The 24,934-nt window shown below is 60.9% G+C and carries 24 protein-coding genes and 4 tRNA genes; 10 read left to right on the forward strand and 18 right to left on the reverse strand.

The genetic code is table 11. The features are described from left to right. Positions 1 to 2: 2 nt before the first annotated feature. From AC6CHO_RS09730 to AC6CHO_RS09755, 6 genes are read right to left on the reverse strand one after another with little or no spacing between them, the layout of a single operon-like run. Entirely contained in the window at positions 3 to 353 is a 351-nt protein-coding gene (locus tag AC6CHO_RS09730) for a lycopene cyclase domain-containing protein (RefSeq protein WP_498214826.1), read from the reverse strand. Continuing rightward, positions 343 to 705 (reverse strand): lycopene cyclase domain-containing protein, encoded by a 363-nt coding sequence (locus tag AC6CHO_RS09735; protein ID WP_498214827.1) that lies wholly within the window; start codon positions 703 to 705, stop codon positions 343 to 345. Before AC6CHO_RS09735 ends, AC6CHO_RS09730 begins: the two co-directional genes overlap by 11 nt. After that, positions 702 to 2,294 carry a phytoene desaturase family protein gene (gene crtI, locus AC6CHO_RS09740; protein WP_498214828.1) on the reverse strand — a complete coding sequence of 531 codons (1,593 nt, stop codon included), beginning with the start codon at positions 2,292 to 2,294 and terminating at the stop codon, positions 702 to 704. The genes AC6CHO_RS09735 and crtI overlap by 4 nt, the downstream gene beginning before the upstream one ends. Beyond that, entirely contained in the window at positions 2,295 to 3,236 is a 942-nt protein-coding gene (locus tag AC6CHO_RS09745) for a phytoene/squalene synthase family protein (protein WP_498214829.1), read from the reverse strand. Beyond that, a complete protein-coding gene (locus AC6CHO_RS09750; RefSeq protein ID WP_498214830.1) occupies positions 3,233 to 4,342 on the reverse strand; it encodes a polyprenyl synthetase family protein in 1,110 nt (369 codons plus the stop codon). Before AC6CHO_RS09750 ends, AC6CHO_RS09745 begins: the two co-directional genes overlap by 4 nt. Beyond that, complete coding sequence (locus AC6CHO_RS09755; protein ID WP_171919880.1) at positions 4,339 to 4,830, reverse strand: MarR family winged helix-turn-helix transcriptional regulator; 492 nt, start codon at positions 4,828 to 4,830, stop codon at positions 4,339 to 4,341. Before AC6CHO_RS09755 ends, AC6CHO_RS09750 begins: the two co-directional genes overlap by 4 nt. Before the next feature lie 115 nt (positions 4,831 to 4,945). Between AC6CHO_RS09755 and AC6CHO_RS09760 the strand changes: the two genes are divergently transcribed. Together AC6CHO_RS09760 and AC6CHO_RS09765 are read left to right on the forward strand one after the other, a co-directional pair. Beyond that, positions 4,946 to 5,785: a TspO-related membrane protein gene (locus AC6CHO_RS09760; RefSeq protein WP_498214831.1), complete on the forward strand. Its 840-nt coding sequence runs from the start codon at positions 4,946 to 4,948 to the stop codon at positions 5,783 to 5,785. After that, positions 5,782 to 7,254: an SDR family oxidoreductase gene (locus AC6CHO_RS09765; protein WP_498214832.1), complete on the forward strand. Its 1,473-nt coding sequence runs from the start codon at positions 5,782 to 5,784 to the stop codon at positions 7,252 to 7,254. Before AC6CHO_RS09760 ends, AC6CHO_RS09765 begins: the two co-directional genes overlap by 4 nt. 6 nt (positions 7,255 to 7,260) lie before the next feature. Here AC6CHO_RS09765 and AC6CHO_RS09770 read toward each other — a convergent pair whose 3' ends face one another. From AC6CHO_RS09770 to AC6CHO_RS09795, 6 genes are all read right to left on the reverse strand, one after another. Then, positions 7,261 to 7,818 carry a MarR family winged helix-turn-helix transcriptional regulator gene (locus AC6CHO_RS09770; RefSeq protein ID WP_060701386.1) on the reverse strand — a complete coding sequence of 186 codons (558 nt, stop codon included), beginning with the start codon at positions 7,816 to 7,818 and terminating at the stop codon, positions 7,261 to 7,263. A 139-nt stretch (positions 7,819 to 7,957) separates the two neighbouring features. Continuing rightward, positions 7,958 to 8,039 (reverse strand) — tRNA-Leu (locus AC6CHO_RS09775). A 91-nt stretch (positions 8,040 to 8,130) separates the two neighbouring features. Then, on the reverse strand, positions 8,131 to 8,622 hold the full coding sequence (bcp, locus tag AC6CHO_RS09780) for a thioredoxin-dependent thiol peroxidase (RefSeq protein ID WP_498214833.1): 492 nt from the start codon (positions 8,620 to 8,622) through the stop codon (positions 8,131 to 8,133). Positions 8,623 to 8,687: 65 nt separating this feature from the next. Further along, a tRNA-Lys gene (locus AC6CHO_RS09785) sits at positions 8,688 to 8,760 on the reverse strand. 437 nt (positions 8,761 to 9,197) lie between these two features. Next, a tRNA-Lys gene (locus tag AC6CHO_RS09790) sits at positions 9,198 to 9,273 on the reverse strand. Positions 9,274 to 9,320: 47 nt separating this feature from the next. Beyond that, a tRNA-Lys gene (locus tag AC6CHO_RS09795) sits at positions 9,321 to 9,396 on the reverse strand. A gap of 173 nt (positions 9,397 to 9,569) precedes the next feature. Here AC6CHO_RS09795 and AC6CHO_RS09800 point away from each other — a divergent pair. The 3 genes from AC6CHO_RS09800 (at position 9,570) to AC6CHO_RS09810 (ending at position 14,067) form a co-directional block, all read left to right on the forward strand. Further along, complete coding sequence (locus tag AC6CHO_RS09800) at positions 9,570 to 10,502, forward strand: 2-hydroxyacid dehydrogenase (RefSeq protein WP_498214834.1); 933 nt, start codon at positions 9,570 to 9,572, stop codon at positions 10,500 to 10,502. A gap of 151 nt (positions 10,503 to 10,653) precedes the next feature. Continuing rightward, positions 10,654 to 12,498: an ABC transporter substrate-binding protein gene (locus AC6CHO_RS09805; protein WP_498214835.1), complete on the forward strand. Its 1,845-nt coding sequence runs from the start codon at positions 10,654 to 10,656 to the stop codon at positions 12,496 to 12,498. A 78-nt stretch (positions 12,499 to 12,576) separates the two neighbouring features. Next, a complete protein-coding gene (locus tag AC6CHO_RS09810) occupies positions 12,577 to 14,067 on the forward strand; it encodes a malate:quinone oxidoreductase (RefSeq protein WP_498214836.1) in 1,491 nt (496 codons plus the stop codon). Between the two features lie 137 nt (positions 14,068 to 14,204). Here AC6CHO_RS09810 and AC6CHO_RS09815 read toward each other — a convergent pair whose 3' ends face one another. Both AC6CHO_RS09815 and AC6CHO_RS09820 read right to left on the reverse strand, forming a co-directional pair. Continuing rightward, positions 14,205 to 14,471, reverse strand: a complete 267-nt coding sequence (locus AC6CHO_RS09815) for an Ltp family lipoprotein (protein WP_498214963.1) — start codon at positions 14,469 to 14,471, stop codon at positions 14,205 to 14,207. Between the two features lie 75 nt (positions 14,472 to 14,546). Continuing rightward, positions 14,547 to 15,173, reverse strand: coding sequence for a hypothetical protein (locus AC6CHO_RS09820; protein ID WP_498214837.1), 627 nt, complete (start codon positions 15,171 to 15,173; stop codon positions 14,547 to 14,549). Between the two features lie 582 nt (positions 15,174 to 15,755). Between AC6CHO_RS09820 and mgrA the strand changes: the two genes are divergently transcribed. The 5 genes from mgrA to AC6CHO_RS09845 all read left to right on the forward strand — a co-directional run bounded on the left by mgrA (position 15,756) and on the right by AC6CHO_RS09845 (position 21,835). Beyond that, positions 15,756 to 16,787 carry an L-glyceraldehyde 3-phosphate reductase gene (gene mgrA / locus AC6CHO_RS09825; RefSeq protein WP_498214838.1) on the forward strand — a complete coding sequence of 344 codons (1,032 nt, stop codon included), beginning with the start codon at positions 15,756 to 15,758 and terminating at the stop codon, positions 16,785 to 16,787. 196 nt (positions 16,788 to 16,983) lie between these two features. After that, a complete protein-coding gene (locus tag AC6CHO_RS09830) occupies positions 16,984 to 20,331 on the forward strand; it encodes an efflux RND transporter permease subunit (protein ID WP_498214839.1) in 3,348 nt (1,115 codons plus the stop codon). A 181-nt stretch (positions 20,332 to 20,512) separates the two neighbouring features. Further along, the gene (locus AC6CHO_RS09835; protein ID WP_498214840.1) at positions 20,513 to 20,953 is read left to right on the forward strand and encodes a MarR family winged helix-turn-helix transcriptional regulator; all 441 of its coding nucleotides are present in this window, start codon (positions 20,513 to 20,515) and stop codon (positions 20,951 to 20,953) included. Between the two features lie 47 nt (positions 20,954 to 21,000). After that, the gene (locus tag AC6CHO_RS09840) at positions 21,001 to 21,420 is read left to right on the forward strand and encodes an organic hydroperoxide resistance protein (protein ID WP_498214841.1); all 420 of its coding nucleotides are present in this window, start codon (positions 21,001 to 21,003) and stop codon (positions 21,418 to 21,420) included. Continuing rightward, positions 21,413 to 21,835 (forward strand): DoxX family protein, encoded by a 423-nt coding sequence (locus AC6CHO_RS09845; protein WP_195181315.1) that lies wholly within the window; start codon positions 21,413 to 21,415, stop codon positions 21,833 to 21,835. The genes AC6CHO_RS09840 and AC6CHO_RS09845 overlap by 8 nt, the downstream gene beginning before the upstream one ends. A gap of 91 nt (positions 21,836 to 21,926) precedes the next feature. Here AC6CHO_RS09845 and AC6CHO_RS09850 read toward each other — a convergent pair whose 3' ends face one another. The 4 genes from AC6CHO_RS09850 to AC6CHO_RS09865 form a co-directional block, all read right to left on the reverse strand. Next, on the reverse strand, positions 21,927 to 22,541 hold the full coding sequence (locus AC6CHO_RS09850; protein ID WP_498214842.1) for a DUF305 domain-containing protein: 615 nt from the start codon (positions 22,539 to 22,541) through the stop codon (positions 21,927 to 21,929). Between the two features lie 92 nt (positions 22,542 to 22,633). Then, positions 22,634 to 23,074 carry a hypothetical protein gene (locus tag AC6CHO_RS09855; protein ID WP_498214843.1) on the reverse strand — a complete coding sequence of 147 codons (441 nt, stop codon included), beginning with the start codon at positions 23,072 to 23,074 and terminating at the stop codon, positions 22,634 to 22,636. Between the two features lie 65 nt (positions 23,075 to 23,139). Next, complete coding sequence (locus AC6CHO_RS09860; protein ID WP_498214844.1) at positions 23,140 to 23,934, reverse strand: ABC-2 transporter permease; 795 nt, start codon at positions 23,932 to 23,934, stop codon at positions 23,140 to 23,142. Positions 23,935 to 23,938: 4 nt separating this feature from the next. Further along, entirely contained in the window at positions 23,939 to 24,856 is a 918-nt protein-coding gene (locus AC6CHO_RS09865; protein ID WP_498214845.1) for an ATP-binding cassette domain-containing protein, read from the reverse strand. Between the last annotated feature and the right edge of the window lie 78 nt (positions 24,857 to 24,934).

The following is a 24,934-nucleotide window of genomic DNA, read 5'->3' on the forward strand; positions in this document are numbered from 1 at the left end:
AGTCAGGCCTTGTCGTTGGGAGGAATGGAATGGCCGCTGTCCTTGCGCCGTGAAGCCAAGGCCTCGAAGAGCCACCAGAGGCCGGGCCCCAGGAGCACGGCACAGGCAGCGTAGGCGAAGTCCTCAATGGGAGCCAGCCCGATGCGCAGGCCGGAAAGGGTGTGCGTCCCATAGTCGAAGAGCCCCGCAAAGATCATCAGGTTGTCGAAGATCGCCGTGAGCAGCAGCATCAGCATCATCGCTGCCAGGACCGGCAGCGCGATGGCGGCAGGCTTTTTCCTGCCGGCCAGGGCGCCGAGGAGGAACACGCTGCCCGCTGCGGCGAGAAACCAGAAGCTCATCTCAAGAAACATGGCCGTCGCCCTCCCCTGCCTTTGAGCTTCCACGGGTTCGCCGCGCGCGGAACTTGATCAGCGCCTGCGCCCCGGTCACCGCGATCATCGCGCAATAGCACAGGAAAACCAGGAAAAAGACTTCCTCCAAGGGGAATTGCTCGCCGACCATGATCCCGGTCATCAGCTCCGATGGCTTATGCAGGAAGATCCCTTGCCCGATGGCCAGGACATCCCAGAGCACAAAAAATCCCGTCCCCAACGCCAGGACCATCAGCCCGCGCAGCGGGTGGCGGAAGACAAAAAGCTTCCACTTGGCATCCAAGAGCGCCATGCAGGCGAGCAGTCCGAGAAGAATACCCAGATAGATCATGCTCCCGCTTCCCTGCTGCTGGCGCTTCGGCGCTCGTGGGGCAAGGGCCCGGGGCCAGTGATGCCCAGTACTGCCTTGGCCGCCAGCTCGCCGCTGATCAAGCACATTGGAACGCCAATCCCGGGGCGCACCGTGCTTCCGGCATAATGCAGTCCCTGCACCTTCTTGCTGTGATTGCCGGGCCGGAGCATGGCGCTTTGGCCCAGGGTATGTGCCAGGCCCAGCGCCCCGCCCCGGTAGGCGCCGTATTGCTGTTCGAAATCCGCCGGACCGATGCTCTGGCGCACCACGATCCTTTGGCGCAGATCCGGGATTCCGGCCCAGTTCGCCAGCTGGTCGATGGCTGCGTCCGCGACCTGCTCGACCATGGCATCCCCGAGCCCGTCCGGGCCGCCTTGCCCCCATTCGGGCAGGGCCGGCGCGGGCACGAGAATGAACAGATTCTCGCAATCGGCGGGGGCGATAAAGGGGTCGGTGGCGCTGGGCTTGCAGACGTAGATGCTGGTTTCCGGCTGCAGTTCGCGGCCCTGGCGGATGCGCGCGAAATTATCCTTCCAGTCCTTGCTGAAAAGCAGATTGTGATGTTCCAGTTCCGGCAATTTCCCCGTGATGCCCAGGCAGACCAGGATGGCGCTCGGGCCCGGATCCCTGCGCGCAAAGCTCTTGGCCGTATGCGTCTGCAGGTGCCATGGCAGCAGGCTGCCGTCGATATGGCGCGCATCGGCGGCACCGATCACCGCCTGCGCCCCGGTGCGTTGCCGCTGCCCCGAGGCATCGGTCCAGTGAACCGCCGCCACCCGCGGCTTCTTTCCCGTGGTGGTCTCGATCGCAGTGGCGGTGGCTCCGACCCTGATGCTGGCTCCCTGCTCGGTTGCCACCTTTGCCATGGCATCGGCAACCGCCGCGAAGCCGCCCATCGGGTACTTGACGCCATCGGCCAGGTCCAGGTGGCTCATCAGCTGATAGAGCGCAGGGGTGCGTTCCGGGCTGGAGCCCAGGAATACGGCAGGATAGCCCAGCAGCTGGCGGATTTCGTTGCTCTGGAAACGCCGAGCGAGATAGCTTTCCAGGCTGGATCCGAGCAAGGCGGCCAGCTGCGGGAGCAGGCGCAGCAGCTGGGGATCCATCAGCGACCGGGGCGAGCTGAAGTCATCATAGAGGAAGTGCTTCAAGGCCAGTTCATAGCCATTGCCAGCGGTGCGCAAGTACTCCTCAAGCGCCGGGGCGCTACCCGGTTCCAGGGATTCGAAGAGCTCGCGGACGCCCGGCCCGGTGCCCACGTCCACCGGAGCCTGCCGGCCCTGGAAGAACGTGCGGTATCCGGTGTCCAGTTCGCGCAGCTCCAGCTGCGCGCCGACGCTGGTTCCCATGAGCTCGAACCAGTGCTCGAAGACCTCCGGCATCAGATACCAGGAGGGACCGGTATCGAAGCGGAAGCCGGCGCGCTCAATGCGCCCGGACCGGCCGCCCACGCTTGGGTGCTGTTCCAGCAAGGTGACATTGCACCCGCGCGCGGCCAGCAGGCCGGCGCTGGCCAAGCCCGAGAATCCCCCTCCGATGACTACAACGTCCCGTGCTTCGCTGGCCATCTAGTGCCCTCCTTCCATGATGTGGCTGATTTGCGTCTTTCCCTGCCTGGCCAGTAGCACCCGCACGGCGATCATGGCCTTGCGCCCGGGGGAAACCGAGATCCTGGTCCGCAGCAGCACCTCGGCCGGGGCCTTGGCCAGCTGCCGGTTCAATTCCTGGAACAGGTCGTGGGCCAGGCGAACCGCGCGCGCTGCGGCTGGCGCCAGCAGCGCAAGCCCGGCACGCGCCTTGTCCAGATCCTGATCGATCTGCTCCACCAGGCGCTGCTTGTCCTGCTCGCCAAAGGCTTCGGGGTCGATGCCGGGGAAATAGGCCCGTCCCAGTTCCTGGCTGTCCTGCATCAGGTCGCGCAGGAAATTGACCTTCTGGAAGGCCGCGCCCAGGCTGCGGGCTGCCAGTTTCGCCTGGGCTTCTTGCTCCGCACCCAGTGGCATGGCGCCGGGCATGGCCATGAACACCTGGAGGCACATCAGCCCGATGACCTCGGCGGAGCCGTAGATATAGTCTTCGAGGCTGCGCGCATCGTGTTCCCCGGTGGTCAGATCGGCCCGCATCGAGGCGAAGAACGGGGCGGTCAGCTCCGGCCCGATGCCGGTGGAACGCGCGGTGAGCGCAAAGGCGTGCACCACCAGATTGGTGCTGTAGCCGCGTTCCATGGCGCGTTCGGTTTCCGCTTCCAGGTCATCCAGGCACGCGGCGATGGCACGCGGCTCGAGTCCGGCCTGGAGGGCCACCCCGTCCACGATTTCATCGGCGAGGCGCACCAGGGCGTAGATATTGGCGATGCGGGTCGCGCTGTCAGCGTCGAGCAACCGGCAGGCCAGCGAGAAGGAGGTGGAGTACTGGCGGAGCAGCACCTTCGAGCTGCGTTGCGCGGTGCGCGAATACAGGTGCAGTGCCGGGGTGCGGGGGTCGAGCTCGCGCGGGTCCATGGCGTTCATCGGCTTCGCTCCAGGATGAGGTGGCTGCAGGTGCGCAGCAGCTGCTGGGCGCCCTCGGGCAAGTCGCGGAAGGCCGCCGATCCGGTGGCGCGGCTGCACAGCGCTTCGGCCAGCTGCCGGGCGAATTGCTCCGTGCCCTGGCTGGCCAGCTCGTCGCGTATTTGCCCGGCTGGCACCTTGCCGGAGCGGAATTCTTTGAGCATCTGGGCGAATTCGGGCTGTTCGGCGGCCAGGGCCAGCAGGATTGTGCTCTTGAATTCGCGCAGGTCGGACTCGACGGATTTGCCGGTGCGCGACGGGTCCCCGAAGGTCCCGAGCACATCGTCGATGACCTGGTACGCCACCCCGAGCTGGCAACCCACGGTGCCGATGTTTTCGGCCTGGCCCATGGAAGCCCCTGCCAACAGCGCCCCGGCTTGCAGCGGCAGCTGGAAGGAGTAGGAGGCGGTTTTCAGCTGCTCCATGCGCAGCACTTCGCTGGTGGTCGCCGGCGCCGAGCCCAGGGAGTAGAGCAGGTCTTCCAGTTCTCCTGCCCCGGCCTGCTCGATTGCCTGGAAGAACGCCTGTTCCACGACGGACTCGCTGTCGGTGCCGGCTGCGGCGCGGGCGGCGAGCTTGATCGCCTCGCTGATCAGCAGGTCTCCGGCGATAATCCCCACCGAATTCCCGGCATGCTCGGCATCGGGGAGGCTGCGCCCGCTGGCCAGGGCCTGATCGCGGTAGAGCGCCGAGATGGTGGCTTCTCCGCGGCGCACGAAGTCCTTGTCCACCACGTCATCGTGGATCAGCAGCGCGCTGTGCAGCAGCTCGAAGGCGCAGGCCAGGTCGATGGCGCGGGGCTCATTGCGGCCCGAGAAGGCGCGGTAGCCGAGCATGGCCAAGGCCGGGCGCATCAGCTTGCCGGTAGCCAGGCGGCCGGTGATCTGCGACCACAGCACAGCGCCCTGGCTGGAATAGGCTGCAGTGCGCTGCTGCGCTTGCGAGCCGATCTGCGAAAGCCGCTGGCTGATGGCGGCCCGGGTGGCCTCGTCGATGAGTCCGTTTTCGCTGCCCATGATGCGCGGGCCGGCCGGCGGGGATTGATCGGTGCTGGCGTGCGTTGTCATAGTTCACTGCTCCGGGAATCTGGTGGGGTGGAATGATCGGCTGGCCCAGTGCCGGCGGCCTGCAGCGTGAGCAGGATTTCCCCCAGCAGTGCGCGCAACGCAAGGCGGGAGGGTTCATCGAGCTGGTCGCAGAACCTGTGCAGGCTGCGCAGCACCGCGATCCCCTCGCCGGTGGTCTCGGGGAAGCCGCTGCCGGGATGGACCACGGTGCGCCGCCGATCCGTCGCATGCTGCTGGCGCTGGATCACGTGGCGCGCTTCGAGCCGATCCAGCACCGCGGTGATGCCGGCCGAGGAAACGCCCAGCTCCTTGGCCAGCTCGCCAGGGCTGGGTGCGCTCAAGCAGCGGATGAGGTTCAGGGTCCTCAGATCCGTGTCGTTCAGATTGAGGCGGGCGCGCCATCGGACTTCATAGAGCGCATGGGCCCGCTGAAGCCGCAAGAGAGCGCGGAAAAGATCCGAGCTCCGGAAGGGAGGTGCACTTGCCATGATCATTTATCTCGCTGGGTTGATATTTAGCTTATCTAGATACATCATGGTTTAACTATATAGTTTTGTCGAGCCGGATTCCCAAAAAAGTTTCCACGACCCCAGGAGCAGCCCCATGAGCCGATCACATGAACCCGCACTGCGGCAGGGCGCAGGCCCTGCTGCCAATCCGAGCTGGACCTGGCCGGTGATCACGGCCATCTCGCTGATCACGGCCATCGCCGTATCCTTCATCGGCAGCGGCGCGCTGGGCGGCACCCCGGTGCAGGAGGTGGCCGGGGGCTATCTCAGCGCTGACGCGACATTGCTGGCGCCGGCAGGGCCCGCCTTTTCGATTTGGAGCGTGATCTACGCCGGCCTGGCGGTCTATGGCATTTTCCAGCTCACGCCCTCGGGCCGGCGCTCGGCCTGGGCAGCGTCCCTGCGCGGTCCGGCGATGCTCTCGGCATTGCTCAATGCGGCCTGGATCAGCGTGGTGCAGCTTGGCTGGCTGGGATTCAGCGTTGCCATTATTTTCACCCTCGTCGCCGTGCTGGCGTGGATGATGGCAATCATGCTTGCCGGAACGCCGTCCTCGCGTCTTGAGTACTGGATCATGTGGCTGACCTTCGGCCTCTATCTCGGATGGGTGGCCGTGGCCAGCATCGCCAATACCGCGGCGTGGCTCTTGTCGCTGGGCTTCGGCAGCGATGCCGCATGGGCCCCCGGGCTGGCCGTCGCGCTCCTGGCAGTTGCCGTCCTCATCGCCCTGGCCATCAGCTTCTACGCACGCAATCTATTTGCCCCTGTGGCCATCTGCTGGGGCCTAGCGTGGATCGGGGTTGGCCGCCTGAGCGGCGCCAACGAGTCGGCCTTGGTTGGCTTCGCGGCGCTTGGCTGCGCGGCAGCCGTTTTGGCGGGAGCCGGCGCGATCGCCTGGCACGGCAAATCGGGTGGTAACGGAGGCCCGCGATGAGCAGGATCGCTGTCACCGGTGCCACCGGTTACATCGGGGGCCGGCTGGTCCCGCGGCTGCTGAGCCAGGGGCACCAGGTCAAGGTCTTCACCCGCGATGCCCAGCGCTTGCGCGACGTTCCTTGGCATGCCGAGGTGGAAATCATCGAGGGAGATCTGGCGGATCTCGAGGCGGTGTCCCGGCTCTGCTACGGAGCCGAGGTCGTCTACTACCTGGTGCATTCCATGTCCGGAAGCCGCAATTTCGCCGAGCAGGAGAAGAACTGCGCCTCCGTCATGGCACGAGCCGCACTGCAGCAGGGTGTTGGCCAGGTGGTCTATCTCTCTGGGCTGCACCCCTCGGGCAAGCTCAGCGAGCATCTGGAATCGCGAGTTGCGGTGGGCGAGATCCTGTCCGCTTCGGTGAACACGCTGATCCTGCAGGCGGGACTGGTGATCGGGTCGGGATCCGCCAGCTTCGAGATGATCCGGCACCTGAGCGATGTGCTGCCGGTGATGCCGGCACCGCGCTGGGTGCGCAACCAGGTCCAGCCCATAGCCATTCGCGATGCCCTGCACTACCTGGTGGCCGCGGCGCAGCTTCAGCAGCCAGTCCATGGCGCCTATGACATCGGCGGCCCGCAAGCCTACAGCTATGCCCAGCTAATGCAGATCTACGCCCGCGTGGCAGGGCTGCGCGAACCTGCGGTCTGGGCGCTTCCGCTGCTGACCCCGCGGCTGGCCTCGCATTGGGTTAATCTGGTCACGCCACTGCCCCGCACCCTGGCCTCGGCACTGGTCGCGTCCTTGCAGCACGACTGCGTGATGCAATCGCGAAAAATTGATGATCTGATCCCGCCGCCTGAGCAAGGCCTCTGCGACTACCCCAGAGCGGTGCACTTGGCTCTGGAGAAGATCAATGCGGACGCGGTGGAAACCACCTGGGCAACAGCCCATCCGATCTCGGCCCCGGCCGAGCCCTTGCCTTCGGATCCGCAATGGGCCGGGCGCAAAAGCTACACCGATACGCGCAGGATCACCACCACGGCCACCGAGCAGGCGCTATTCAAGGTGGTGCAGCGGCTCGGCGGCGATTCGCCATACTTCGCCTTCCCGACGCTTTGGAGGCTGCGCGGGGTGATGGACAAGCTGGCCGGCGGCGTGGGCTCGCGCCGGGGCCGCCGCTCGAACAGCACCCTGGCCCTGGGCGATGTGGTGGACTGGTGGCGCGTCGAGGCGCTGGAGAAGGACCAGTTGCTGCGCTTGCGGGCGGAAATGCGCGTGCCAGGGCAAGCCTGGCTTGAATACTCCATTGGCCGGCAAGCCAACGGGAAGACGGAGCTCATCCAGCGGGCGGTATTCTTCCCGCGCGGCCTGTGGGGACGCTGCTACTGGTGGGCCGTCTACCCGTTCCACGGGGTCATCTTCCCGGCAACCATCGCCAACATCGCGAAAGACGCAGAACAAGCACGGAGCGATCCCCGGCCCTAGCGGCGGCTAGGACTCCTGGGGGCTTGACTTCTCCAGGCTCCACTCCAGGGCGTCGGTAGTCTGCGCCAGGAAGCGGATCACTACCTCGCGCTCTTCGGGGGTCAGGGAATTGGCCACATCGAAGCGCTTGGCATGGTGCCGCCCCATTTGCTCGCGCGCGGCCAGATGCGTCTGCTCGGTGACCTCGATGCACTGGGAACGCCGGTCCGTCGGATGCTGGCTGCGCCGAACATGCCCATTGGCTTCAAGCCGGTCGATCATTTTTGTCACGGAGGCGCTGGAGATCCCGAGATAAGCGCGCAAATCGCTGGGGGTGGTCACCCTTCCCGCATTCTTTGCGGCAATCAATTGGCGAAGCGCGCGCATGTCGGTCTCGTTCAACTGCATGTAGCGCTGCGAGCTGCGCATGATCTTGCGCTCAACCTGCCGCATGCGGCCCATCTCGGCCATGATCCGCTCGATCTGGGCCAGATCCTCAGGGGCAACGCCCCGCCGGTCAATCAGTACCTGCTCTGGATCCGATTCAGCAAGCCCGTAGGTTGTAGGCAACCGCTCTACTGCCATATCGTCCTCCCCATGCCATTGCCCGGTCCAGAGACACCATCATTCGCTGTCCGTGTCCTTTGATACTACGCCTGACTGGCACGCCATGAGGCATGCAAAAACCCTGCGATCCAATTGCTTGGACCGCAGGGTTATCAGGTGCGAGTAGAGAGACTTGAACTCTCACGTCCGAAGACACTGGAACCTAAATCCAGCGCGTCTACCAATTCCGCCATACTCGCTGGCGCGACGCCAAGAACCACGATCCTTGAAGGCGACCTCATTTAGTGTAACGGAAGTTCTGCCCGATATGAAATCGGGCACCACCACTACCTACTTTGGATCAATCCCCAAGTCACGGCGCAGCTTTGCGACGTGTCCGGTGGCACGAACGTTGTACTGGGCCAGGGTTACCGCACCCTGTTCATCCAGGACGATCGTCGAACGAATCAGCCCTTCGTAAACGCGGCCGTAGTTCTTCTTTTCACCCCAAGCGCCATAGGCTTCAGCCACTGCGTGGTCTTCGTCGGAAAGCAGCGGGAAGGTCAGCTCTTCCTTGGCGACAAACTTTTCGAGCTTGGAGACCTTGTCTGGCGAGATTCCCAGGACCTGATACCCCAACGCCTTCAGCGACTCCAGCGAGTCGCGGAAATCGCAGGCCTGCTTGGTGCAGCCAGGCGTTGATGCGGCCGGGTAGAAGTAGATGATGGTCTTCTGGCCACGGTAATCGGCCAGTGCCACCGCGTTGCCGGCAGCATCACTCAAGGTGAAGTCAGGAGCCTGGTCGCCTACAGCCAGGCGTGCGGTTGCTTCGGAAGTACTCATAGCTGAACCTCTTCTCATCGCGGTATGCAAAAAATCCGATCTGAAGAATCAGATCGGATCAACTGTGCGCCCCCCGGGACTTGAACCCGGAACCTAATGATTAAGAGTCATTTGCTCTGCCAATTGAGCTAGAGGCGCATATCGCTCTGACTAGTTCGTTTTCACGACCCGTCTTTGCAACGTAGATAATCATAGACAGAAACTGCTCAAAATCAAAAATCGGCGCCCGGCTGGTCAATTAACGCAAAACAACAGGTCAAAGCCTTTTTTGGACTACCGGCGCGAATATTAGTAACCCAAGACACAAATAATTTTTCCGCGGGCCAACGGCTTGCGGGGAATGCCCGGAATCGGGAGCGCCAACCAGGATTATTCGCAAGCGGCATCCCGGTGAACGATTAGCAGATAGGGCCCGCCACCTCGACGCAGCCACTGCAGTGAATTGGATGCCGCGGATTCCCTTGTGCGCCATAGCACCAGGCCAAGGGCGGCGGGCGTGGGAGAAGTTCACTTCAAAAGAAAGCAAACAAGGTCCGAACCGCTGCCATGAGTGGCAACTATTCGAACCTTGATTTTGGTGCGCCCCCCGGGACTTGAACCCGGAACCTAATGATTAAGAGTCATTTGCTCTGCCAATTGAGCTAGAGGCGCTTATTTATTTTTTTGAACACACTTATCGGCTTAACCAAGAAATATGTTGGTGCGCCCCCCGGGACTTGAACCCGGAACCTAATGATTAAGAGTCATTTGCTCTGCCAATTGAGCTAGAGGCGCCCGCTGCGATGTTCTAGAAGCTTTTTGAGCTCCGCGCTTTCGCAACGAGATAAAACTTTACCAGCTTTATTCCCCAGCGCAAATTCAATGGGCTCCGATGGGCGGTGACCTTCATTACAGGATATGACTAGGGGTTACTTCTCAAGTCTTGGCGGCACTTATAGAGTGAATCCATGAGCGCCCAAAGAACCATTTCTTTCCCAAGCCAAGAACTCATCGATGCCGTCGGTTCCTTGCCCGAAAACCTCAAACCCGTGCTTTGGGACCTCCAGACCGACCCGCAGGTACCCCTCGAAGACATCGAGATCGCGGTGATGCCATATATGGCAGCCCCCGCGGCCTTGCGCAATGTCCGCAAAGCGCCGAACCTGAAAATCGTGCAGACGCAGACCACCGGATATGACGGCATGGTGGAACTCATCGGCGATCGAGCAGATATCAACACCGCGGCAGGTGTCCACGCGGCTTCAACAGCAGAGATGGCCATCGGATTGGCGATCGCCTCGCTGCGCGGATTCCCGCAGGCCGTCCGCGATCAGCGCGACGCGCGCTGGAATCCGCAGCAGTGGCCAGGACTGGCCGATCGGACCGTGGGCCTTGTTGGCGTCGGGGGTATCGGCGAGGAGATCCGCAAGCGGCTGGAACCTTTTGAGGTCAATCTGCTGCGCTTTGGCTCCATGGCTCGCACAGATGACCATGGCGAGATCCTCGCCGCCAGCGACCTTGCTGCCTATGCGCCAAAGATCGAGGTGCTGATCCTGATCGTTCCATTGAACAATTCCACCCATCACTTGGTGGATGCACAGCTGCTTGCACAACTCCCCGATGGCGCCACTATTGTCAACGTCGCGCGTGGCCCGGTGGTCGACACCCAGGCCCTTGTGGCCGAAGTCGCGTCCGGACGCCTCCATGTCGCCTCCGATGTCTTCGACCCGGAGCCCTTGCCCGGGGATCATCCGCTGTGGAAATGCCCCAACGCACTGATTATTCCGCACAATGGCGGTAATACGGCGGCTTTCTTCCCTCGCATGGTCAAGCTGCTGCACCGCCAGCTGGCCGCATGGTCGGCCGGGCAGCCCGGCGAGAATCAAGTGCACCGTAGCTAACGATTCGGCGACAGTTCCAGGCCCCGGGAGTTTCAGCCCCCGGGGCCTAAGCTTTGGTGCGCTATCTTTGATAAATACCAATACATCACCACCGGTTCTGGTGGTGCGTGGAATTGCCAACTGCTTGCTAAAAGGAAGATGAGCCATCCCAGTGCCCGATTTGCCACTAGGTTTCGTATCTCGACGCGCGGTGCTGACCGGTACATTAGCGACAACTGCGCTGGCATTAACTGCTTGCACTGGAAACACCGCGGGCACGGCTTCAAGCACCGCTGCAGCTAGCGCGTCCGCCAAGCCGGCTCCTCGCACCCTGAGATTGGCAGCCGCCGCTCCCCCCATCAAGCTCGATCCGGCCATTGTGGCCGACAACGAGTCCTTCCGCATCACGCGCCAGGTCTATGAAACGCTGATCGATATTGATCCGGATACCGGCGGAGCTGTCGCCGGATTGGCCGAATCCTGGACTGAAAGCAATGACGGCCTGACCTACACCTTCACCTTGCGGCAAGGCGTGCATTTTCATGACGGCACCGAACTCAATGCCCAGGCGGTAGTTGCGAACTTCAAGCGGTGGGAATCGCTCCCGGCATCGCTGAGCAGACAGTCAACCCAGGGTTTCTTCGGCGTATTCCACTACGACAACAACATTCCCACACTGCCCAAGGCCAAGGATCTTGAAATCCCGGCCAAGGAAAAAGAGAACGCCACACCTGAAGAACTCGCAGCAGAGCAGCAGCGCCTCCAGGAACTTGCCGACCTGGAGAAGCAATTCACCACGGATCTTTTCAAAGGCAAATCCGAGGGTGGTTCTGCAAGCCACTTCAGATCCATCAAGGCCACTGATACGTATGTCGTCACCCTGAACTTGCGGCGCCGGCTGCCGGACCTGATTGAAGCCCTGACGCTTCCGGGCTTGGCGATTGCCGCTCCGAGCGCGCTCACCGGAGGCCCCAAGGACAACCCTGCGCAATCGTTGACTGCCAAGCCCATGGGCACCGGTCCCTATAAATTCGTTTCCCTCGAAAATGACGTTGTCCGGCTGGAGATTTTTGCTGAATACTGGAATCCGGCACGCTTGACCGACAACAAGCAGCATCCTGAAGTCGTTCTCGTCTCTTCCATTCCCTCTCCCTATAATCGAGAAGGCGCCCTGCTGGCCGATGAGATTGACGGTTTTGACATGGTTTCGGTGGACACCATGCGCACCCTGGTGCGAAGCGCCAAGGTCGTCGTGCAGCGTGACCCTTTTTCCGTGCTGTATCTCGGGATGGACCAGCGCAACCATTGGCTGGCCAAGCCAGAATTCCGCCATGCAATAGCCCACGCAGTGAACCGAAGCTCACTGGCCGACAAGTTGTTCATCCAGGGCTCCAAATATGCGGCAACCATCCTGCCTCCATCACTGAGCATTCCGAACCCGGAGGACACCGCAACTCATGATGTGGCCTTGGCCAAGGAGCTGCTGGCCGGGATTGGCTACAAGGGCGAGGAAATCGAGTTCGCCTACCCGCTGCGGGTCTCGCGCAACTACTTGCCGCTGCCTGAACGCACCTTCGCGCAAATCGCTGAAGATCTCGCCCAGGCGGGCATCCGGATCAAGCCCCGTCCCATCGCCTGGACCGACGGCTATGCCAAAACTGTCCTGTCAAGCGAGTTCAACGGGCTGCACCTGCTCGGTTTTTCTGGCGGCTACCGGTCAGCCGACGACTTCCTTTCGGGCATCTTGGCCAACAAGGGCAATGAGTTCGGATACAAGTCCACGTTACTTGACTCACAAATCATGCTCGCTCGATCGATCCCGTCGGGCGAAGAACGCACCGCAGCCTACGCGAGCATCTTGAAAACGCTGAACGAGGACCTCCCCCTGCTGCCGCTGGTATTTCCAATCTCTGCGCTGGCATTTAACGGAAATGTCACCTTCTATCCGCCTTCTCCGATGCTCAACGAATGCTTCGCCGACGTCCAGATGACGAATTCTCCAGCCATCTCAAGTTAATGACCGCTAACCCAGTTATGGATTTCTGACCCTAGGGGGGTTAGGTCTACTCTGGGATAGAGCAAAGTATCACTGTCGATGGAGATCCTCGTGCCTTCTGAAACGTCAACCGAATCTTTTGACGTAGTACTAATCGGTGCCGGCATCATGAGTGCCACCCTTGGCACTCTGATCAACCAGCTGGAACCAACTTGGTCCATTGGTCTCTTTGAGAACCTGGACCAGGCAGGGCAGGAATCCTCCTCCCCTTGGAACAACGCTGGAACCGGCCACTCGGCCCTGTGCGAGTTGAACTACGCACCGGCCGCGGCGGACGGTTCAGTTGATCCAGCCAAGGCCATTGGCATCAACGAGCAGTTCCAGATCTCCCGCCAGTTCTTCTCCTGGGCCGTGGAGAACAAGCGCGCAGCTGACAACAGCTTCATCAACGCACTGCCCCACATGTCCTTCGTTATCGGCGAAGACCACTCCAAGTACCTGAAGACCCGCTATGAGGCCTTGAAGCCTAACGCGCTCTTCGAGGACATGGAATTCACCACCGAGCTGGACACCATCAACCAGTGGGCTCCATTGGTTGCCCAGGGACGCGATGCTTCGCAGACCGTAGCGGCCTCGCGCGTTGTGGCAGGAACCGACGTTGACTTCGGCCGGCTGACCAGCGACCTGACCAACTCGCTGAGCGCCGCTGGCGCCTCGGTGAACTACGGGCACAAGGTTCAGAACCTCAAGCGCTCCGGTGCCGGCTGGGAACTGACCGTGAAGGACAAGGCCTCAGGCGCAGTCAAGAACGTCAAGGCCAAGTTCGTCTTCGTTGGCGCCGGTGGCGGCGCCTTGCCGCTGCTGCAGAAGTCCGGCATTGACGAGATCAAGGGCTTCGGCGGCTTCCCAGTCTCCGGCCAGTTCCTGCGTTGCACCGACGAGTCGGTCATCGACCAGCACAACGCCAAGGTCTACGGCCAGGCATCGGTGGGCGCCCCTCCAATGTCGGTGCCTCACTTGGACACCCGCTTTGTTGATGGCAAGCGCTCTTTGATGTTCGGCCCTTACGCCGGCTTCTCAATGAACTTCCTGAAGTCCACCGGCCAGCTGGACCTGCCGCTGTCGCTGCGTGCGCACAACATCATCCCGATGCTGGCTGTCGGCAAGGACAACTTGGACCTGACCACTTACCTGATCAAGGAAGTTCTCAAGTCCCGCGCCAAGAAGGACGAGGCACTGGCCGAGTACTTCCCGGCCGCCGATGGTTCCCAGTGGGAACTGATCACCGCGGGCCAGCGCGTACAGGTCATCAAGAAGGATGCCAAGAAGGGCGGCGTGCTGCAGTTCGGCACCGAGGTCATCACCTCTTCGGACGGCACCATCTCCGGCCTGCTCGGCGCTTCACCGGGAGCCTCCACTGCTACCCCGATCATGATCGGCCTGCTCTCGCGCTGCTTCCCGAAGCAGTTCGCGGGCTGGGAGTCGAAGCTGAAGGACGTCATTCCTTCCTACGGCCAGAAGCTGAACGAAAACCCGGCACTTTACGCCGAGGTCAAGGCAGCCACCGATAAGGTATTGCGCCTGAATTAATATCAGCATCGCTAAGGGCCCGCCCACCGTCAGGTGGGCGGGCCCTTAGCCTTGGGCCCTTGAGTCCTGGAACTAAACTAAGATCAATGCATTCAACACATCCGGTTCATCCCTTGGTCGGGCAATGCTGGTTGACACTATAGGCCGGTTGTTCCCACTCCGTATGTCGCTTGCTTCTTTGTAAAGCCCTCAAACATCAATTGGTCAATCAAGCCCGATTTTGAGAACGATGAATAGTCCAAGTAATCTGCGGCCTTTATGGCAGCTTGTTCATTCCAATCAACGTCCAATCGTTCCACGGCCCACGTCGCATCACTCTTAGAAAAACCCTCAAATTCAAGCTGGTCAACAAGTCCCGACTTTGAGAACGCGGTGTAATCCAGGTAATCCGCCGCTTTTCCCAGTGCATTCTGTTGGCTAACGGTACCAGATTCCTCTTCCGCTTTGGCTGCCGCCTCGGCTTCGGCCTTTTCTTTAGCCTATGCTTCTTTTTCTGCTTTTTCCTTTGCTTCAGCTTCCGCTTTCTTATCAGCCTCAGCTTGGGCTTTTTCTTCAGCTGCAGCTTCGGAACTCGCGGCGGCTTTTTCTTCCTCTGCTTTTGCTTCCGCCGCAGCTTTAGCGCTTTCTTCGGCTTGTGAATCTTGAGAAGAAGCAGCAACAGGATCTTCGGAATTTTCCGCGCTCGCAACAGCATCCGAAGGGCTGGCACTGGCGCCCGCAACAGGTGCGATTCCTCCGTCATCTCCGCCTCCACTGAGCGCGGCGATGATCATGATGATGACGATTCCGCTCGCAAGGCCTAGCCCAATTTTCTTTCCACGGCTGAGTCGTTTTCTGCCCTCCCCAGCTTCTTGCCCGGTTTGTTTCGCCTCAGTTGATGCGCTCTCTTCAGCTTTCCAATCAGGCATGACTGAGATAAACAAATAGGGATTCTGTGAATATTCGATTGGGGGCTCGGCGGCTTGACCTGTACCGCTATCTATCCACAATGGCCACCCCACTGGTGGAGCACCCCATGACCGCTCAGGAATCCACGCGACATCGGGATTAAAGTCATTTGGAAGGTATGGCCGCCAGGCTGGCGGTGGATTGAAGCGAATAGACAACGCATCCTCCTTGGAACAAATCTCGAATGAACTTGATGGCAAAAATTGCTCCCATTCAAGTAGCACTAAGCGTACGTCCCTTCACGGACATTTTGGAGAACTAAAGAAAAATAAATTCAGTTTCAAAGTACGAACACTTCAATCACACACAAGAAGATCAGCCAACTGCATCTCAATTATTTCCCGGTTTATTATTGCATTTCAGAATATTCTGGTTCACGAGACTTTTTCTATTACGTGCGCATTTTAATCAAATACATTCCATTATGACCTCGACCTGTCTCTATTTATCGGATCACGGACAGAAATAGTTCAGGCCTTGAACGGTCGCGTCTGGGCAGGAGCGCATCAGTCCTGAACTGAATAATTGCCTTGTAGTGCTCCTAGCGACGTCGTGACTGAGCGATGTCGACACCGCCTGATGGAACCGCCGGGAATGCCACGGGGTTCACCAATACATGTGCCGGGGTTTCACGAGTCACGACTTGTTCAGGAAGATGGAGTCGCAGGTCACTTATTACCGGTATTCTCGGAAATGCTGTTTCGCACAAAACACGCCAGACGCATTGCTGAAAGGTATCAATGTCTTACTCCGCAGCGGAAAACCGCTATGAATCCATGCCGTACCGCCGCGTTGGACGAAGCGGCCTGAAACTTCCCGTGATTTCACTGGGCCTGTGGCACAACTTCGGTGATGACAAGCGCTTCGACGAGCAGAACGCAATCCTGCGCCGCGCCTTTGACTTCGGCGTGACGCACTTCGACCTGGCCAACAACTATGGTCCCCCGGATGGCACGGCCGAAACCAATTTCGGGCGGCACCTCGCCCAGGACTTCAAGCCCTACCGCGATGAGCTGGTCATCTCCAGCAAGGCCGGGCACCGCATGTGGCCGGGCCCCTACGGGGATGGCGGCTCGCGCAAATACTTGCTCTCCAGCCTTGACCAGTCGTTGGAGCGCATGGGACTGGAGTACGTGGACATCTTCTACAGCCACCGGCCCGACCCGGAAACCCCAATGGAAGAAACCATGGGGGCGCTTGATCAGGCGGTGCGTTCCGGCAAGGCCCTCTACGCCGGCATTTCGTCGTACTCCCCCGAGCAGACCCTTGAAGCTGCGCGCATCCTCAAGGAGCTGGGAACCCCGCTGCTGATCCACCAGCCGAGCTACTCCATGTTCAACCGGTGGACCGAAGCCGGGGAACCAAATCTGTTCCAAGCCCTGGAACAGGCTGGCGCCGGATCAATCGCGTTCTCCCCGCTGGCCCAGGGCTTGCTCACCAACCGGTACTTGAACGGCATTCCAGAAAACTCCCGCGCCACCAAGGGGCGCTTCCTTTCCGAATCCGCCATTACCGAGCCAATCCTGAACCGCATCCGAGGGCTCAACGGCATCGCGGAACAGCGCGGGCAGACCTTGGCTCAAATGGCGATCTCATGGCTTCTGCGCGACCAGCCGGTCGGCACTCCGGTCGCCTCCGCACTGGTGGGCGCTTCCAGCGTGAAGCAGCTGGAAGATTCGCTGGCTGCAGTCGATCATCTCGAGTTCTCGGCCGAAGAATTGGCCACCATCGACCAGTTCGCCGCAGAATCAGGAGGAAACGTCCGGGCATAATTTGCTTGGCCACGCACTTCTGAAACAGCTGAAGCCCCTTGAACGCAACCGCGTTCAAGGGGCTTTGCTGTCGTACTACTCCTCTCGGATGATCTTTGCCCATTTGGCCCCAGAACGGACGGTTGCGCTTCAACAACCACATAGACTTAATTCCAAGCCCTCTTCCGTACTGCGAACTAGCTAGGACTACACCCGCATGCAACGCTTGGCCATCCTGTCATTGAAGAACCGGGCGCTCATTGCGCTGGTTACGATCTTCGCTGCTGTGTTCGGGGTGATCTCCATGGGATCACTGAAACAGGAGCTCATTCCATCCCTTGAGTTTCCCCAGATCTCGGTCATGGCCACCCAGATGGGCGCCAGCCCCGAGGTCATCGATGAACAGGTCGCCGCTCCGCTGGAAACAGCCCTGCAGGCGGTTGAAGGGCTTGAATCATCCAGCGCCACCTCGCAGGCCGGCTTCACCCGCATCGCGTTGACCTTCGAATACGGGACCGACATGGACCGTGCCCGCTCGCAGGTTGAGCGCGCCATCTCCAACGCAAAACAGCAATTGCCAGACGATGTCGAGCCCACTGCCCTGGCTGGCTCCATTGCCGATCTGCCGGTCTTGATGCTTGCGGTGTCATCCGATGAGTCCCTCGACGCGCTCAATGACGATGTCGAGCGCATTGCCCTTCCCAAGCTCCAGAAAATTGACGGCGTGCGCGAAGCCTCCGTGTCCGGCGGCGCCTCCCAGCACATCGCCGTGATCCCCAAGGACAGCGAGATGACTCGCGCAGGGCTCAATGTCGGAGATCTCAAGGACGGCATTGAAAATGCAGGCTCGCCCATCCCTGTGGGCAATATGGACGTGGACGGATTGGAACTTCCGGTCATTGCCGGATCCACCCCGGATAACTTGGATGCCATCAAGGACATTCCCCTGGTGACCGACAACGGTCCGGTGCTGCTCAAGGACGTTGCCGACGTCTCGGTGAAGGCCGATGACGCCACCAGCGTCACTCGCACCAATGGCGAGGAAACGCTGTCCATCTCGGTCACCAAAACCCCGGATGGCGATACTGTCGCGATCTCCCACGCGGTAGCGGCCATGGTCGCTGACCTTGAATCGGAATTGGGCCATAAGGCCACCATGACCACGATTTTCGATCAGGCGCCCTTCATCGAGGACTCGATCAGCCACCTGGCGATCGAAGGCGCCCTCGGCTTGGGCTTTGCTGTCATCATCATCCTGGTCTTCCTCTTCTCGGTACGTTCCACGCTGGTCACCGCCATCTCGATTCCGCTCTCGCTGATGGTCACCTTCATCGGCATGAACGTCTTCGGCTACACGCTGAACATGCTGACCCTCGGTGCGCTGACCATCTCCATCGGCCGAGTGGTTGACGACTCGATTGTGGTCATCGAGAACATCAAGCGGCATTTGTCCTTCGGCGAATCCAAGGCGCAGTCCATCTTGCTGGCCGTCAGGGAAGTTGCCGGAGCTATTACCGCAGCCACGTTGACCACTGTTGCGGTCTTCCTCCCCATTGCCCTGGTCGGCGGCATGGCCGGCGAGCTGTTCAGCCCGTTTGCGTTGACCATGACCATTGCACTGCTGGCTTCCCTGCTGGTGTCGCTCACGATCGTCCCGGTCCTTGCCTACTGGTTCCTTCCGCATCGCCCGGGAACCGATAAGGCGCGCACGGTTCACGCAGCCGAGGACAAGTCCTGGATGCAGCGCGCGTACTTGCCGGTGCTGAAGAAAACGCAGAAGCATCCGGTGATCACCCTGCTGGCCTCGGTGCTCATTCTTGCCGGCACCGTTGCCATGACGCCCTTGCTCAATACCAACCTGCTGGGTTCCACCGGTGAAAACTCGATCACCGTGACCGCGAAGATGCCTTCCGGCACGGCCCTGGACACCACGGTGGCAGAAGCGGGAAAGATCGAATCGAAGCTGCGCGAGATCGAAGGTGTTGAAGATGTGCAGATGACGGTGGGCACCGCCAGCGGCATGGCTGCCATGTTCGCTTCGGGCTCGGATACCGCCAGCTTCACGGCCATCACCGACCCCGGCGCTGATCAGGAAGCACTGGCCACTACGGTGCGCCAGCAGGTGGAGGGGCTCGATCTTTCGAAAGATATGGCCGTCACCTTTGGCTCCAATTCCTCGGCCATGGCCTCCAGCGATGTCACCGTGCAAATCAAGGCTCCGGATGAGGCCCTGCTGCGCGAGGCTACGCAGCAGATGCGCGAGGCATTGAAGGATACCGCCCACGTCACGGGCATCACCGATAACCTTTCGGCAGAACGCGAACAGGTATCTATCGACATTGATGCCGATCAGGCCGCCGCCGCCGGGCTGACCGAATCGCAGTTGGCTTCCATGGTGGCAGGCCAGGTCTCCCCCGTGCCCGCGGGCACGCTGCGACTGGATTACACGGATCTGACGGTGCAGATCGGCGAGGGACTGAAGCTGGACAGCTTGCAGAAGCTGCGCGAGCTGAAGATCCCTACGGCCACCGGAGTGCATGAGCTGCAGGATCTCGCCAAGGTGGATCGCGCCAACGTGGTCCAGCAGGTCACGACCTCCAATGGTGAACGCATTGCCACGGTAACCTTGGCTCCCGAAGAGAACATGCTGGGCAGGGTTTCGACGGCGGTTGCCAAGACTCTGGACACGGTTGAACTTCCCCAGGGTGCCAGCGCAGAGGTTGGCGGCGCGGCCACCGAGCAGGCGGAATCCTTCAACCAGCTGTATCTGGCACTTCTTGCAGCGATTGCCATCGTCTACGTGATCATGGTGGCGACGTTCAAGTCGCTGATCCAGCCGCTGGTTCTGCTGGTATCCATTCCGTTTGCTGCCACCGGCGCCATCGGGCTGCTGCTGATCTCAGGCATCCCGCTGGGCCTGCCGTCGCTGATTGGCATGCTGATGCTGGTGGGCATTGTCGTCACCAACGCCATCGTGCTCATTGACCTGATCAACCAGTACCGCGCGGCAACACCCGAGCGTCCGGCGATGAGCTTGGATGATGCGATCATGCACGGTGCCCGCCAGCGTTTGCGCCCGATTCTGATGACTGCGCTGGCCACCATCTTCGCACTGATTCCAATGGGCCTGGGACTGACCGGCCAATCCGGATTCATCTCGCAGCCGCTGGCAGTGGTGGTGATCGGCGGCTTGGTTTCCTCTACCCTGCTGACCTTGGTCCTGGTTCCGGTGCTCTACCGCCTGGTCGAGTCGGGCAAGGAAAAGCGCGCTAAGCGCCGTGCCAACCGCAAGCACTCGGCACAACAGGGCACCGACGCTGCAGATCTAGCTGTGGCCATGGATACTGCCAGCGCCAAGATCGCTACGCCCGCCGCGGCTGCCCCGGCGGCACGCGCGGCTTCCAAGGCACCGGAAACCACGGTCCGCAACCCCCAGCCAGATGCGGGGCCCGGCGCTTCGGTAGTCCACCCTATCACCGGCCAGATTCCCACGACGCGCAAGGAACGGCGGGCGATCGAAGAGATGATCAATAAGTCGGCCAAGGATTCTGCAGAAGATTCCTGACCGGAACAGGCGAGTCGGAAACCTTTTTGGAGGTTTCCGACTCGCCTGTTCTTCGCCCTGGGCTATTTTCGACAGGCAATTTCCCTCAATCCCCCGCAGGAATTCAAGGCAAAAACGGCGGCAGTGCACTTTCTTGCAATTTTAAGTTGTGCACAATTCAATTGTGTGCAATCATTGAGTCATGGCGATAGTTGATGAGATGGTGTGCTTCTCCCTGTACTCGGCAAGCCGGGCAACCAACAGGGCGTACGCGGAGCTCTTGGCCCCCTGGCAGCTGACCTACACCCAGTACCTGGTGCTGGTCGTGTTGTGGAATGAAGGACCAAAGCCGGTGCGGGAAATCGGCGATATGCTCCAGCTTGATTCCGGGACGCTCTCTCCGCTGCTGCGGCGACTGGAAAGCAAAGACTACATCCAGCGGCAGCGCAGCGAAGCCGACAGCCGGGTCGTCAACGTGGCACTGACCCAATCGGGGACTGAGCTGCGCCAGGAATTGGCACATATCCCAGAACAAATCGCCTGCGGCACGGGGCTTCCCGACGTCGAAAGCGCCACAGCGCTCGTGAATTCGCTGCATCGAATCACCCAAACGATGCAAACCCTCCCCCTGGCGGACCGCTGAATCCCGGCGGTCCCCGAAGAACGTCCACCCCTAAGAAAGGCAGAACAATGGAAACCTTGTACACCGCAGAAGCACTATCCACCGGCCAGGGACGCGAGGGCCGCGCCCAGACCCCGGATGGACGTCTTAACCTGGTCCTCACTGCCCCGAAGGAATTGGGCGGCAGCGGCATCGGCACCAACCCGGAGCAGCTCTTTGCCGCAGGCTATTCGGCTTGCTTCCATTCGGCACTGAACACCGTGGCCCGCGCCCGCAAAATCAAGGTTGAGGATTCCAGTGTCGGCGGACGGGTCAGCCTGCACCGCGAAGGAGAAGGCTACAAGCTCTCGGTTGAGCTTGAAGTGGTCATCCCGGGCATGGACCACGAGGCAGCGCAGGAGCTTGCCGACGCAGCCCACGCCGTCTGCCCCTACTCCAACGCCACCCGCGGAAACATCGACGTCACCGTCACCGTCTCCGATGACTAGACAGCTCAGCAACCCGAGGCACGCAGCCCGGCTGGCATTGGGCGCGTTCCTGGCCTACGCCGGCATCAGCCACCTGAGCTTTGCCCGCGAAGAGTTCCAGGCGCAGGTTCCGCCGAGCCTTCCGCTGGATCCGGATCTGGTGGTCATCGTCTCGGGTGTGGCCGAGGTGGGTCTTGGCGTCTCCTTGCTGGCTTTGCTCAAGAAGCGCGTGCACGTCGGCTGGATCGTTGCCTTGTTCTTCGTTGCCGTGTTCCCTGGCAACATTGCCCAGCTGCTTGAGCACCGGGATGCCTTTGGGCTCGACACCGACGGCAAGCGGCTAGCCCGGCTCTTCTTCCAGCCGGTGCTCATCGCCCTGGCTCTGTGGGCCACCGGCGCATGGCGCGACCGGGATCAGCTCCGGACCAAGAGCTAGGGGCGCTCGGGAGATTTCAGGGGTATGGGGCGGGTTCCATCTGGAACCCGCCCCACACCCCTATTCATTCCCCGATGATCCAGCGCTCTGGCTAGAGCGTGCTCAACAGGTCCTTCATCTCCTGGATTTCCAGGGACTGGGATTCAACAATATTCTTGGACAATTCGATGGCCTCGGGGTACGAGCCATCGGCAATCTCCGTCTCGGCCATCTCGACCGCGCCTTCGTGATGCGCGATCATCTGCTCAAGGAACAGTTTTGCCGCCGTGGGGCCGGTGGCCTCCTTCAACGACGTGATGTCCTCCTGCGAAATCATTCCCTCGCCGTGATTCATCTGCCCGTGGTCCATGCCTTCTGGCATATCCCATCCGGACAGCCAGCGCTCCATCAGCTCGATTTCCGGGGTCTGCGCGGATTTGATCTGTTCCGCCAGCTTCCTGACCTCGCCCGGGATCTGCTCTTTGCCCAGCAGGTCCGTGGACATCTCCAAGGCCTGTTCATGGTGCGCTTTCATGCCGCTGGCGAAGCTCATGTCCGCCGCATTGGCCTCACCGGCAGCCGACGCCGACGGTGATGGCATCTGGTGTTCCGATCCGTGGGATTCGGATGTGGCCTGGGCTTCCCGGCCTTGATCTGCTGCGCATGAGGTCAGCGCGATAAGGGTGCTCAGCGCCAGGGCGCCAACGCATAAGGTCTTGTGCTTCATGGAATTCTCCTGTGTTGCGTGAAAGATTAAAGTGCCGCTCGAAGGGGGCACAAAAAAATGTGCAGGCAAGCGACAAGGCGCTTGCCAGCTCATCACGTTCGACAGATCCCCAAAGCCATCAGGTCCGGCCTGGACGGAAGGAACCGCGGGCGGCAAAGCGTCAAAGCCTCCGGGCTCATCGCCAGCTTCTTGGCACGTGACAGAATTCCCGGCGGACGCAAAAACAGCAGCAAAGCCAGCAACGCGAGGACGCATCCGGCAGCCGACATTTCATGATCCATCGGGCACTCTTCACACCCGTGGCCTTCGTCGCCGCCAGCTGGCACCATATCGGAATCATGGGCCGAAGAATGAGCGATCATGCCCTGCCCGGATGAGCTCATCGGTGCCGCCGATGGCGTCGTCGGAGACATCAAGACATGCATCGAGAGCAATCCGATAAATACGGCGCCAACGAGCAACGCCAATTGCAACAAGGCCAAAGGAGGAATCCGCCTCTGTCCTTGTTGCATCGCGTTGCTCTTGCTACCCATACCCACAACCATATCGAAATTCGAACCCTGTAGTGGGCCAGAATTCCTGTGCAAGCGGTGTGAGCCTAGGCGTCGCGCTTTTTCAAGGCCACCGTGCCAGCACCCAGCAGCGCAGCACTCCACGCTACAAGAATCACGAACGCCATCGCTGGCCCATAAGGTTCGGTGGCACCTGTGGCCATGAAAGTTGCAGCATTCGTCGGCAGGTACTGGATCAGCGTCTGCACCCAGTCCATGGGTATCAGCTGGAGGATTTGCGGCAGGCCAAGCACGAGCGCAATGAGCGAGACAAGGGCTCCGGCCGAATTCCGGCACAGCAGTCCCAGCCCGAGCACCATCAGATTCAGCAGGGCCAAATAGGTTCCTGCCCCCAGGGAAGCCGAGAACAGATCCGCGAAGGCAAATTGTCCGTACTGCCCGGCGCCCAAGGCAGTGGGAATCGTGGCCACCGGAATCAGCACCAGTCCGGTGGCCATGCCGAGTGCGCCCAGGACCACAGCCTTGGAGCCCACCATGATTCCGCGGCGCGGCACCGCCTGCAAGGTGCTGGTGATGGTGCCGCTGGAGTACTCGCCGGTCATGTGCAGCGCCGCTGCCGCAGCATAAAACAGCTGCCCGAACTGCAGCGTGGCAAAGACCAGCAATGGCGCGGGCATCGCGGTGTCGAAGCCGTTGTCGCCGCTGGCCTTGGCGCTGGCGCCCAGCAGCCAGCCCAGCGCAATCGTGGCGAGGATTCCTGCTGCGTACAATCCTGTGAGAGAACGCGAGCCGCGGAACTTCGTGATTTCGGCTCGCGTCGCAGCAAGCAACGGGCCAACGCTGGATACCTGGCGCTCCGGAACAAGATCAAGTGTTTTCAAGGGTTCAGCTCCTTGCTGGGGATGGTGCGGTGAATTCCATCGAGTCGTGGGTCAGCTGGTTATAAGCCGATTCCAGCGAACCGCGGGCAGCGCTCAATTCGTGCAATTCGATGTGCTGGGCAAAGGCCAGCGCTCCGATTTCTTCCACCGCCAGGCCCGTGACCCGCACTGCTTGAGCTCCCGCGGGCTGCACCTGGACACCTTGCTGCCCGAGCAGCTCGGCGAGCGCCTGGACTTGCGGCGAACGCACGGTGACAACCTGTTGCGTGAACTCGGTGATGAGCTGCTCGGTGGCGGCATTGGCAATGAGCTGGCCGCGGCCGATGAGGATCAGCTGGTCTGCTACCTGCTGCACTTCGCTCATCAGGTGGCTGGAGACAAAGACGGTTCCCCCGTTTTCCGCCCGGATGCGCATCATTTGCCGGATCCATGCGATACCTTGTGCATCCAGCCCGTTCATCGGCTCATCAAGGATGAGGATTTGCGGGTCGCCGAGCAATGCGGCGCTGATGCCAAGGCGCTGGCGCATGCCCAGGGAGAAACCCCCGATGCGCTTGGAGGCCACGGTTGCCAGTCCGGATTCTTCGAGCACCTGGTCGACTCGCTGCCCGGAGATGCGGTTGCTTTGGGCCAGCGCCTGCAGGAATGTCCTGGGCGTATGCCCCGGATGCCCTGCCGTGCCGCTGATGTGGGCTCCCACCGTATGCATGGGGTAAGCCAATTGGCCGTAGCGTTGCCCGTTGACCAGGGCTTGGCCGCTGGTAGGAGCGTCCAGCCCGAGAATCATGCGCATGGTGGTGGATTTGCCGGCTCCATTGGGTCCGAGGAAACCGGTGACCCTTCCCGGTTGAATCTCAACGCTCAGTTCATTGACGGCGCGGGTGTTGCCGTAGTCCTTGGTGAGTGCTTCGAGCTTGATCATGGTGAACTCCTTTTCCTGGGCTCAACTCTGTCATCGCGCAAAGCCGGGCACACCGGCTGATGGTCTGCAGTTCCGGGT

The sequence above is a fragment of the Glutamicibacter sp. GQ173 genome (genome assembly GCF_059759215.1).